This window comes from Serratia quinivorans (assembly GCF_946227985.1).
Taxonomy (GTDB): domain Bacteria; phylum Pseudomonadota; class Gammaproteobacteria; order Enterobacterales; family Enterobacteriaceae; genus Serratia; species Serratia quinivorans_A.
In genome coordinates this window covers 212,717-225,651 of record NZ_CAMKGL010000001.1, presented here as the reverse complement: position 1 = coordinate 225,651, position 12,935 = coordinate 212,717, and the positions used below count along the sequence as shown (strand labels likewise).

The following is a 12,935-nucleotide window of genomic DNA, read 5'->3' as shown; positions in this document are numbered from 1 at the left end:
CGGTTCCTTTAACCAGGGTTAACGAGAAAATTGCGCAGCTCGGCGACAAACGCCTGCGGATTGGCCAGGTGCGCGTTATGCCCGGCCTGCGGCACGATGCGTAACGGCAACCCGGCGTCGCGCGCCAACTGCTGAAATTTGTGATCGTCGGCGCCGCATAACACCACCAGCGGCACCGCCAGTTGTTGTAACCGCGGCGCAAGACAGGGCTGTCTGCCCAGCGAAGTGGCTTCCAGCATGTCCGCCACGGCCGCGCCGCTGTTGTCGGAGCGGGCGTCGATCAGCGCATCACGGTGTACCGTGCTGAGGTTGGCGAACACCGGTTGTTGATACCAGTCTGCCAGTACCTCGGCGAGGGGTTCACGGCGAAAACGCTCGGCCCAGGCCACATCATGTGCCAACCGCTGCGCGCGCAGTGCTGCGTCGGGCAACCCCGGATTGCCGCCTTCAACAATCACCCCCTGCAGGCCACGGATTTCACCGTAGCAGGCGTGGTACATGGCAATCCGCCCGCCGAGCGAATACCCCACCAGCCAATAGCGTTCGATACCGTGCATCTGCAATGTCGCGCTGATCTGCGCACTGATATCGTCGAAGTTGGTGCAGCTGACCGCAACGGAATCACCGTGACCGGGCAGGTCAATCGCCAACGACGGCCATTCAGCACAGCGTGAAGCAATCACTCGCCATTCATTGTTGTTGCCCAACAGGCCGTGTAACCAGATGAGCCACGGCCGATCGGCCTCACCCTGTTGCAATACTTTTGTCGCCAGCATCATTGCTCCGCCATCTGTTGCACCAGATGCTGCAGCGTTTGTGCGCCATCACTCGGCGGCACCTGCAGCTCAATCAACGTGGCGCCGCTGTGACGCCAGCCCTGTTCCACCGCCTGCAGCAACTGCCCCCAATTTTCCGGGCAAGCGTAAGCCAGCTTGAACATTGCTGCCGCATGGCTGAACTCCACGTCCTGCGGCATGCAGTAGAACCGTTGCCGGTCTTCTTCCGGCGTTGGCAACAGTGAGAAAATCTGGCCGCCGTTATTATTAACGACAATCAACACCGTCGGCGCTGAACATTGGCGTAGCAACGCCAGTGCGTTCAGGTCATACAGTGCCGATAAATCTCCCACCACCGCCAATGTCGGTTTGGCCGTCGCCCGCTGTACGCCTGCGGCAGTGGAAATCAGACCGTCGATGCCGCTGGCACCGCGGTTGCTGAATACCGGATAACCGGCAGGCAAGCGGGTCAACGCATCAATCAACCGTACGATCAGGCTATTGCCGAGGAATAGTTGGCCGTTTTCCGGCAGCAGTTCCGGCAGGCGATGCGCCAGCTGCGCCTCGCCAAAGCGGTTAACCAAATGGCCGGAAACGGCATCCAGCGCGTTGTCCGCCAGCGACGCCAATTCGTCGGCCCAGGGGGAGCGCGGCTGAGCCGGATGCAGTTCTAGCCACTGCGCCACGCTGGAACGGATCCTGCGCCCGCGGTGGTGCGCAGGATCGAGCCGTCCCGGTAATTCATCGATTAGCCAATACTCTTGCGGCCGGCACTGTTCCTGCCACTGCAGCAGGCGCTTGCCGGTCAGGCTGCTGCCGAACTGCACCACCAATTGTGCCTCGGCCAGCAGTGTGTGCGCCTGCGGCTGGGCCAGCCATAAATCGGCGCAGGGCAGCGGCTGCCCGGTCTGGGACAGCACGTCGCCTATCAGCGGCCAGCCAAGCATCTCGGCCCACTGCGCCAAGAGTTCGCCCTCTTGCGCGCTCATGCGCCCCGCCAGCACCACGCCACGCTTTTGCCGCCAGAAGAACCAGTCAGGTTGCTTAAGCACACCCTGCCGGCTCTCTTCCCGCAGCCAGGGTTGGCTGCCTTGCCACCAGTCGCCGAGCGTCGCCGACCAGTCGGCATACTGTTGCTCATCACCGCCGTACAAGGGTTCGGCAAAAGGACAGTTAATATGCAACGCCCCATGCTGCAGGCGTGCCATTGCGCTGTCGACGGTTGATACCAGCCAACTGGCGGGGATATCCGTCGTCGGCCGCGGCAGATCAATACTCAACGTCGGGTGACTGGCATACAGGCCGTTTTGGCGGATCGCCTGATTGGCACCACAGTCGATCAGTTCTGGCGGTCGGTCGGCGGTAAGAAACACCAGCCGTTCACCGGTCAGCCCGGCTTCGATTAACGAGGGGTAAAGGTTAGCGGCGGCGGTGCCGGAAGTGACGATCACCGCCACCGGTTCGCGCGATGCCTTTGCCAGGCCTAGCGCCAAATGGCCCAGCCCGCGCTCATCAAAATGGGTATGGCAGATAAAAGACTTGTTAGCCGCCGCAGCCAGCGTCAGCGGCGTAGAACGCGATCCCGGAGCGATACAGACATGCCGTACTCCATGGCGAGCCAGCGCTTCCAACAGCAACGCCGCCCACCGACGATTAAAAACACTTGTCGACATAATTCGCTCACAAGTCGGTTAACAGAATCTGCCTCTGGCGCCCACCAGCTAATGGCGCGCCGAGAGTGATGTTCTGCATTATATGAGTAGTTATCTTTACGACTTTTGCGCCAGCGCAAAAACGCCGTATATCCCGGTGACTTTATGGTAGACAATTAATTGATTTAGAACAAAAAATAAACATAAAAACCACAAACAGTTTACACTCGCCGCGTCATTCGCTCAATAAATCCGGATCATAAGCAGGGAAATTCAACGCAACGACTCTGGCAGCAGTAAAGTCAGCAGCCCGGCGGCCTTGTTTTCGATTTCCTGCCACTCTGCCGCGGCGTCAGAACCGGCCACAATGCCGGCACCGGCATAGAGTCGTAATTCCTGGCCGTCAATTTGCGCGCAGCGCAGCGCTACGCAAAACTCACTGCGGGAGGAGGAAAGATAACCGGCAGATCCGGCATACCAACCCCGGGGGAAAGGCTCATGTTGCAGAATAAACTCGCGCGCCGCGTGACGCGGCAACCCGGCTACCGCCGCCGTGGGCTGTAACCGCTGCAGGCAATCGGCATCGTCGTTATCGTTGAGCCGACCTTCAATACGCCGCCGCAAATGCTGCACCTTACGCAAACGCACTACTTCGGGCGGCAACACATCCACCGCGTCGGCACCGCCTTGCAAACGCTGGCAGATATCATCCACCACCAGCAGATTCTCATGCTGATTCTTGCCGTCCTGCAGTAGCCATTGCGCCAGTGTCTGGGCTTGCTGTCGATCGGGATGATTGGCGACGGTGCCCGCCAGCGCTTCGGTCAGCAGACGACGGTCATTTCGCAGATACAGTCTTTCCGGACTGGAACCGAGGAAGGCGCTGCGCGCATCAAAGCGCAGCATATAGTGATAGCAACGGTGATTGATCCGGCGGCTGGCATCCATCATCGCCGGGGCAGACAGTGGGCCATCCAGTGTCAGTAAGGTACTGCGCGCCAGCACTACTTTTTCCATCTGCCGACCGCTGATGGTCTTTAATGCCTCACACAGCATGGCTTCCCAGCCGGCGCGGTCCGGCTGATGCTGCATCCGGCTCACCTGTGCCTTTAATGGCGCGATCGGTTGGGCCGTCGACAGTTGATCCAGCCAGCGGTCGGCCAACGCCGCATCGTCGCGCAGCGAACTTTCGGAAAACAGATTAAGCGTTAATTGTGTTTCACCGTCGCGGGTCAGGATTTCCAGCCGCGGTAAAAATAAATACGCCGCGCCGTCAAAAGCATTCAGCCCCCATACCCGCGCGCCCTGATGCGCCCTGAGAAAGGTTTGCGCCTGCTGCGGCTGGGTAAACTGCCGCAGCGCGCCGCACAGGGCGGCCTCCTCATGTCCATCGCGGTGGTGCCAGTAAAATTGTGGGAATGCCGGTTGCACCGCCAGCCATTCCAGCACGTTGGCGGCTAACGATGCCGGAACGGGAAGTGAAATCTGGTGGACCCCCCCCTCAGAGGGCAAATGTTGCTCAAGCTGCCGGCGTAACCGCCTCAGCAATGGCGAAAGTTGTTCCACGACCACCTCAATAACCAAGCTTAATGTAGGGAATTATACGGTAAATCAAAGCACAGCGGCGGAAAAATAGCGTCGCTAATCAACGCTCTTGGCAACAAATAGTTTATTAAATCTAAACAATTAGTTCAAAAAACGCCCGGCAAAGCATTATGCGGCTATACTGAAAAGGCATGTTCCTGCCTGCTAAAAATCCACGCCAGATCTACCCGGCGCAAAAAAACAGGATATTCACGATCTCCCAGCGGTTTCACCGGCTGCCCTTTGGGTCAGATGTAAGGAGCCTTTGTGTGAAAGAAATACTAATCAATTGGTTAAAAAAGAAACGCAAAACAGCCAAAGTAAATGCGTTGCCTGTCCGCCGTGCCAAAGGTGAGCCGGAACCGACAGGTGGCACCATCAAGGCCGAGCTGTTTTCTGTCGACCAAATGGAGCGTTATGGCCACCGCCTGGCGCGTTCACACAAGCTGGCGACACGCAAAACTCCCTACTATTTGCTGAAACGGCTGGACGATAACGAACGTATTCTGGCGGAAAGCTGTCACCAGCTCAGCAACGGCAAGAAAGCCAGCATGACGCCGGCCGGCGAATGGTTGCTGGACAACTACTACCTGATCGAAGAACAAATCCGGGTTGTACGCCACCATCTGCCTAAAACCTTCGGCCGTGGTCTGCCCCAACTGGGCGCGCCACATAACTGCCCGCGCATCTATGACATTGCCGCCGAAGCCATTGCACACGGAGATGGCCGCTGGGACGCCGAAAGCCTTACGCGCTATATCGCCGCCTATCAAAAAGAAGTCAATTTAACGCTGGGCGAGCTTTGGGCACTGCCCGGCATGCTACGCCTGGCGTTGATCGAAAACCTGCGGCGCGTCAGCATTGAGGTGGCTCAAGCCCAACAGGAGCGTAACCTGGCCGACAGCTGGGTGACTAAAATGCTGGAGTCAGCGGAAAACGATCCGGCCAACCTGATCGTGGTGATTGCCGATATGGCGCGCTCCAATCCCCCACGCACCAGCGCCTTTGTCGCCGAGCTGGTTCGTCGCCTGCAGGGCCACGGCACCATGCTGGCGCTGCCGCTCACCTGGGTCGAGCAACGTCTGGCAGAGGTCAGCCTGACATCAGATGAATTAATCCACCGTTTTAACCAACAGCTCGCCGTCAGCCAATTGTCGGTCAGCAACAGTATTTCCGGCCTGCGCCAGCTGAGCGAAATGGACTGGGCCGAGTTTGTCGAAACCATGAGCCAGGTCGAACAAACCCTGCGAGAGGATCCGGCCGGGGTTTACCCGTTGATGCACTTCAACACCCGCGACAATTATCGCCACGTGATTGAGATGCTGGCGCGGCACTGCCCGCATAATGAGGTGCAGGTCGCCCAACAGGTACTGAATATGGCGCGCGTGGCGGCAGAAATTCCGTCCAGCGATCCCCGCTGCAACCACATCGGTTACTACCTGATTGACGATGGCCGCCCGGAACTGGAGCAGCAGCTTGACGTACGCCTGGGCCGTATTACCCGGCTGCGCCATGCGTTGAATCAGGCACCACTGCTTTCCTGGCTTGGTAGCCTAAGCCTGATCACCACCGCCTGCTGTGCAGAACTGCTGCGTCACGCTTACAGTACCGGCATCAGTTGGGGGCTGGCGCTGTTGTTTTTCCCCATGGCGATCGTCATCAGTCAATTCGTGCTTAACCTGCTCAGCGAGGTCACAACCCGCAGCCGCACGCCGCAGCCGTTGCCCAGGCTCGACTTCTCCTGCGGCATTCCCGCCGAATTCCGTACTCTGGTGGCAATACCGACGTTAATCGACAGCAAAAGCGGCATCGATAAGTTGATCAATGCCCTTGAGGTTTGTTACCTGGGCAACGCGATGAAACACCTGCACTTTGCCCTGCTTACCGACTTTATCGATTCCCCTCAGCAGCAGCATGCCGATGACGTTGCGCTGCTCGATTATGCCAGCCAACAGATGATGGCGCTGAACGCACGCTATCCCTGCGAAGGCCCAAGCCACTTTTTCCTGTTTCACCGCAACCGCGAATGGAACGAAAAACAGGGCGTGTGGATGGGGCTGGAGCGTAAACGCGGCAAACTGAACGCGCTGAACGACTGGCTGCGCAACCGCGGCAACGCCTTCTGTACTCAAATTGGCGACGGGCTGGAGGTGCTGAAAAACGTCAAATACGTCATCACCCTGGACAGCGATACCGTCCTGCCGCGGGAAAGCGCTCACCAGCTAATTGCCGCCATGGCGCACCCGCTCAATCAGCCGCAGTATGACGCCCGTCTGCAGCGGGTGGTGGAAGGCTACGCCATCCTGCAACCGCGCATGGCCGAAGAGATCCCGAGCTATGGGCAAGGCCGCTATGCCGCACTGTGCAGCAGCACGCCGGGCAATGACCCCTATACCTTGATGGCCTCGGATATCTATCAGGATTTATTTGGCGAAGGCTCGTTTATTGGCAAGGGCATCTACGACGTGGATGTGTTCTCACACAGCATGAAAGGGACCTGTCCGGCAAACCTGGTACTGAGCCACGACCTGCTCGAAGGTTGCTACGCCCGCTCTGGCCTGTTGAGTGACGTCCTGCTGTACGAACAGTATCCCAGCAACTATCTGGTGGATGTCGCACGCCGTACCCGCTGGATCCGTGGGGACTGGCAACTGCTCAACTGGCTGCTGCCACGGGTGAAAACAGAAGGCGGCACCCGCACCGCCAACCCACTGAGCACCCTGTCGCGCTGGAAACTGTTCGATAACCTGCGCCGCAGCCTGACGGCGTCCAGCCTGCTGCTGTTGCTGTTTTGCGGTTTCGTCTGGCTACCGAATACCCGTTATTGGCTGGCGGTGTTCGCCATTATTCTGCTGCTCCCCACCCTGCTGGCGCTGGCTCAGGATATTGTGCATAAACCACCGCGCAGACCCTTCCTGCAGCATCTGCGGCTGGCGCTGAACGGCTCGTTGCACCGCTTGGCACAGGTTGGGCTGCGGTTGGCGACGCTACCGCATGAAGCGCTGTACAGCCTGAAAGCGATTATTGTCACCCTATGGCGACTACTGGTCACTAAACGCAATCTGCAAGAGTGGACCAGCTACGATCAATCCAAAACCCGTCAACAGGTCACGCCGCAAAACTTTTACCGCGCCATGTGGATTAACCCATTGACGGGCCTGGCGTTACTGTTTTTCACCGTACTGCATAACCCGATGGCGCTGCTTATCACACTGCCCTTCGCCACCCTGTGGATCCTGGCCCCCTTGCTGTTGTACTACCTCAGCCACGAACCGCAGCGCAGTCAAACCGCGATTAATGACGAACAGCGGCGCTTCCTGCGCCACACCAGCCGCCAGACCTGGGACTTCTTCAATACCTTCGTCAACCAACAGGAGAACTGGCTGCCGCCGGATAACTATCAGGAGGTACCGGAACCCGTGGTGGCGCACCGGACGTCACCGACCAATATCGGACTGTCGCTCTTGGCCAATCTCACCGCCTATGACTTCGGCTATCTGACGCTCAGTGAAGCACTAAGGCGCATCGAGTTGACGCTCAATACTCTGGACCGCATGGAACATTATCGCGGCCACTTGTACAACTGGTACGACACACGCACGCTGGAGCCGCTGAACCCGCGTTATATCTCCAGTGTCGACAGCGGCAACCTGGCCGGTCATCTGCTGACGCTTAGCGCCGGCCTGCCGGCTCTGGCCCAAAAACCGGTCATTGACCCGCAACGGGTACTGGCCGGGCTGGGCGACAGCCTGCAATTGCTGGAGCAACACTGGGGTGACGCCGCACCGAAGAACCTGCCGAAACTGCGCAACCATTGGGAGCAGGCGCACCACTGTCATCCCGTCGCGCTGTTGGCGGAGCTGAATGCCATGCGCAATTACAGCAATGGGCTGCAGGAACCGGCGCTGAATCACGATGAGGAAACCCGGCGTTGGGCCGGTGCGCTGCATCAACAGCTCAACGAGCTTTGTCGCGAATGGGCGCAGTGGTTTGACTGGCTGAGCGACGGGCAGTCAGCGCTGGAGCAGGTGCCCAGTCTGCACTGGTTGGCTAATCCACCGGCGTCATTGGCCCTGTCGGCCGATCAACAGGGCAAGCTTGACGCAGCGACAGCACTGGCACAGGAACGGCTGGCGCAGTTACACGACCTGCAGCAACGGCTGGAAAAAATGGCGCAAATGGACTTCCACTTCCTGTATGACGAATCGACCCATTTGCTGACCGTCGGCTTTAACTGCGATCAAAACCGCATGGACGGCAGTAAGTACGATTTGCTGGCCTCGGAAATCCGCCTGACCAACTATGTCGCTATAGCTACCAACCAGGTCCCCCAACGCAGTTGGTTTGCGCTTGGCCGCCTGTTCACCCTGATCGACCATAAAGCGGCGCTGATGTCGTGGAGTGGGTCGATGTTTGAATACCTGATGCCGCAGTTGGTGATGCCCGCCTACCCTGACTCGCTGCTGGTGCAAATGTGCCGGGCGGCAGTGGAACGACAGATTGCCTGGGGCAAGGAGCGCGGCGTGCCCTGGGGCATCTCCGAATCCGGCTATTTTGGCTTCGATGCCGATCAAAACTATCAATACCACGCCTTTGGCGTGCCGGGGCTGGGCCTGAGGCGCGGGTTGGGTGACGATATGGTGGTCGCCCCTTACGCTACGATGATGGCGCTGATTGTCGACCCGGAAGCCGCCTGCAATAACCTGGTCACGCTGGAACAAAATGGCGCCAAAGGCCGTTACGGTTTCTACGAAGCGCTGGATTACACCACCGCTCGCCTCAGCCGTGGCCAACTGTACGTGATTATCCGTTCTTATATGGCGCACCATCAGGGAATGAGCTTTCTGGCCCTGTCGCACCTGCTGCTGGATGCGCCGATGGTCTCGCGCTTTGCCGACTATCCGGCGTTCCAGTCAGCACGTTTACTGCTGCAGGAACGGGTGCCGGATGCGGTTGAGCTGTACAGCGCCCGCCGCCATTTCGAAACGCATGAAGGCACCATTACCCCGGCCAGCTTCGCCGCACGCGAATTTAACCGGGTGGACACGCCGATCCCGGAAGTGCAGCTACTGTCCAACGTCAATTATCACCTGATGTTGACCCAGGCAGGCGGCAGCTACAGCCGCTGGCAAAACCTGGCGCTGACCCGCTGGCGCGAAGATGCTACCTGCGACAACTGGGGAGCATTCTGCTACCTGCGCGATCCGCAAACTGGCGAGGTATGGAGTAACACCTGGCAACCGATCGGGGGGGCTGCCAAGGGCTACAGCGCCGTGTTCAATGATGCCGGCGCCGAATTCCAGCGCCAGCAGGGGGCGCTGTCGGTCAAAACGCAGATCGTGGTCTCGCCGGAAGACGATATCGAGCTGCGTCGGGTGACGTTGCTCAATCGCGGTAAACAACCGCGTACCCTCGAAATTACCAGCTATGCGGAAGTGGTGCTGGCACCGGCGGGTAACGATCTGGCTCATCCGGCGTTCAGCAATCTGTTTGTACAAACCGAACTGCTACCGGATCAGGACGCCATTTTATGCCACCGCCGCCCGCGTGAACCCAAGGAAAAATGCCCGTGGTTACTGCATATGATGACGGTACAGGGGCGTTCCAGCCAAACGTCGTTTGAAACCGATCGCGCCAGGTTTATCGGCCGTGGCCGTACCCCCGCCAACCCACAGGCGCTGTATCAAAACACGCCGCTGAGCAACAGCGCCGGGCCGGTCATTGACCCTATCATCGCTATCCGCCAGCGCGTGGTTCTGGAGCCGAACGTACCGCTGACGCTGGATATTTTCTACGGCGTCAGTGAAGACCGCGCCAGTGGCCTGGCGATGCTGGAAAAATACCGCGACCGTCATCTGGCGGACCGCGTGTTTGAACTGGCCTGGTCACACAGCCAGGTGGTACTGCGCCAACTGAACGCCAATGAGGAAGATGCCAACCTGTTCAACCGTCTGGCCAGCGCAGTCGTGTTCCCGGCACAGGAAATGCGCGCCGCCAGCAACGAGATCATCCAGAACCGTCGCGGCCAGTCAGGGCTGTGGGGACATTCGATCTCCGGCGATCTGCCCATTGTGTTGCTGACCGTCACCGACGGCGAAAATATCGAGCTGGTGCAACAGCTGATCCAGGCCCACAACTACTGGCGCCTGAAAGGCCTGCAGGTCGATTTGGTGATCCTCAACGAAGACGTCGGCGGCTACCGCCAGGAACTGCAGAACCAAATCATGAGCCTGATCGCCGCCGGCATGGAATCCACCCAAACCGACAAACCCGGCGGTATCTTCGTACGCACCAGCGAGCATATGTCACCGGAAGATCACCGGCTGCTGCTCAGCGTGGCACGAATTTATCTCGACGATCGGCGCGGCGGACTGACCGAACAGCTCAACCAACGCCTGCAACTGCCGCAGGTTCTGCAACAACCGCTGTCGCCAGTCACCGCCTCGTCGAAACTGGCAACGGTGGATAATCTGCCGCGTAACCTGCATTCACCGCAGTTGCCCGCCATCGACGCCCTGCAGTTCTATAACGGCCTTGGTGGATTCTCGGAAGATGGCCGTGAATACGTCATTGCGATGAACGAAAGCAAGATCACCCCGGCCCCCTGGTCAAACGTGATAGCCAACCCGATGTTCGGCTCGGTAATTTCGGAAAGCGGACAGGCCTACACCTGGTATGAAAATGCCCACGAATACCGACTGACACCCTGGGATAACGATCCTGTCTGTGACCGCAGCGGGGAAGCCTTTTATTTACGTGACGAAGAGAACGGTCACTTCTGGTCACCGACACCGCTGCCTGCCCGTGGCCGCGGCCACTATCTGACCCGTCACGGTTTCGGTTATAGCGTGTTCGATCACCGCGAGAACGGCATCGACAGCCAGCTCAAGGTGCTGGTGGCCAAAGAGGCACCGGTCAAACTGTTCCTGCTGACGCTGACCAATACCTCCGGACGCACGCGCAAGCTGTCGGCCACCGGCTATGTGGAATTCATCCTCGGCGATCTGCGGCAAAAATCGGCCATGCACATCGTCACCCAGGCGGCTACGCTCGATAGCGGCTGCGGCATCCTGGCCACCAACCACTACGGCAGCAGCGGATCGGAACGAACGGCTTTCTTTGGCGTGACCGGTGCGCACTGTTCTGTCAGTGGCGATCGGCGTGAATTCATTGGCCGCAATGGAACGTTAACCAGTCCGGCGGTGCTGAAGCTGCGGCGGCTGTCCGGCAAGACCGGCGCGGGCATGGATCCTTGCGGTGCGGTTCAGTCAGCCATCAGCCTGATCGACGGCGATCAGCGCAGCTTTGTCTTCGCACTGGGCCTTGGACAAAACGCCGATGAGGCCGAAGCGCTGCTGCAAAAATACCTGCGGGAAGACAGCCTGCAGGATGAACTGCAGCAGGTCGCAGCGCATTGGGACGCAATTCTCAACAAGGTGCAAATAGCCACGCCACAGCCGGCCGTCAACCTGCTGGCCAACGGCTGGTTGCTGTACCAGACCCTCTCGTGCCGCATTCAGGCACGCAGCGGTTACTATCAATCCGGCGGGGCCTTTGGCTTCCGCGATCAATTGCAGGATACGCTGGCGCTGACCCACGCCGCCCCCGAACGCCTGCGAGAACAGATCCTGCTGTGCGCCTCACGCCAGTTTATCGAAGGCGACGTACAGCACTGGTGGCATCCGCCGCAGGGTAATGGCGTACGCACGCGCTGTTCGGATGATTATCTGTGGTTGCCGCTGGCGATTTGCCACTACCTGGACGCCACCGACGATCACGCCATTCTGGAGGAACAGGTGGGCTATCTGGAGGCGCGCAAACTGGCGCCGGGCGAGGAGTCCTCTTACGAACAACCGGCACCCAGTGCGATACAGGAGACGCTGTACCAACATGGCGTGCGGGCGTTGAAACACGGGTTAACCTTTGGTGAGCATGGCCTGCCGCTGATGGGGGCCGGTGACTGGAACGACGGCATGAATATGGTCGGCCTGGAAGGCCGCGGTGAGAGCGTGTGGCTGGGGTTCTTCCTGTTCCATATTCTGCAGCGTTACGGCGAACTGGCACAGCGTCGCAACGATACCGGCTTGGCCGCGCAGTGCAGCCAACAGGCCACCACCCTGCGCGAAAACCTGCGCAATCACGCCTGGGATGGCGAGTGGTATCGCCGGGGCTATTTCGACAGTGGGGAACCGCTGGGTTCCCATGAATCGACAGAGTGCCGTATCGATGCCATCGCCCAGAGTTGGTCGGTGCTGTCCGGAGCCGGTGATGCGCCACGCAGCCTGCAGGCGATGCAATCGCTGGATAAACATCTGGTCGACGACCAGGCCGGGCTGATCAAACTGCTGACGCCGCCGTTTGACGGCAACGGTCCGAATCCGGGCTATATCCGCGGCTACCTGCCCGGCGTGCGCGAGAACGGCGGCCAGTATACCCACGGCGCGGTATGGGCAGTGATGGCCTTTGCCGAGATGGGCAATATTGAACGCGCCTGGGAGCTGATGGCGCTGATCAATCCGATCAACCACAGCCTGGACAGCACCGCCGCCGAACGCTACAAGGTCGAGCCTTACGTGGTTACCGCCGATATTTACGCGGTGGCACCTCACGTTGGCCGTGGCGGCTGGAGTTGGTATACCGGATCCGCCGGCTGGATGTACCGGCTGATCGTCGAGTCACTGCTGGGGCTGAAACGCCATGGCAGACGACTTACCCTCAATACCCGTCTGCCGGCGGACTGGCCGCAGGTGACACTGAATTATCGGGAAGGTGGCAGCGAGTATCAATTGACCGTCCGTCAGGGTCAGGGACCGGCACAGGTGACTATCGACGGTGAATTACAGCCGGAGGCGGTGATAACGCTGGTAGACGATGGCAAAACCCATCAGGTGGAGGTGACGCTGGGGCAATAAATATCGGGGCG

Annotated in this window: 4 protein-coding genes; 1 reads left to right on the top strand and 3 read right to left on the bottom strand. The window is 59.2% G+C overall.

Translation table 11 applies throughout. From position 1 onward, the window contains the following. Positions 1–8: 8 nt before the first annotated feature. The 3 genes from menH to menF form a co-directional block, all read right to left on the bottom strand. Complete coding sequence (menH, locus tag OCH02_RS01040; protein ID WP_261429311.1) at positions 9–779, bottom strand: 2-succinyl-6-hydroxy-2,4-cyclohexadiene-1-carboxylate synthase; 771 nt, start codon at positions 777–779, stop codon at positions 9–11. Beyond that, on the bottom strand, positions 776–2,449 hold the full coding sequence (gene menD / locus OCH02_RS01035) for a 2-succinyl-5-enolpyruvyl-6-hydroxy-3-cyclohexene-1-carboxylic-acid synthase (protein ID WP_261429310.1): 1,674 nt from the start codon (positions 2,447–2,449) through the stop codon (positions 776–778). Before menD ends, menH begins: the two co-directional genes overlap by 4 nt. Positions 2,450–2,701: 252 nt before the next feature. Then, positions 2,702–3,994 carry an isochorismate synthase MenF gene (menF, locus tag OCH02_RS01030; protein WP_261429308.1) on the bottom strand — a complete coding sequence of 431 codons (1,293 nt, stop codon included), beginning with the start codon at positions 3,992–3,994 and terminating at the stop codon, positions 2,702–2,704. A gap of 287 nt (positions 3,995–4,281) precedes the next feature. Here menF and OCH02_RS01025 point away from each other — a divergent pair, with 287 nt between their 5' ends. Beyond that, the gene (locus OCH02_RS01025) at positions 4,282–12,924 is read left to right on the top strand and encodes a GH36-type glycosyl hydrolase domain-containing protein (RefSeq protein ID WP_261429306.1); all 8,643 of its coding nucleotides are present in this window, start codon (positions 4,282–4,284) and stop codon (positions 12,922–12,924) included. The last annotated feature ends 11 nt before the right edge of the window (positions 12,925–12,935 follow it).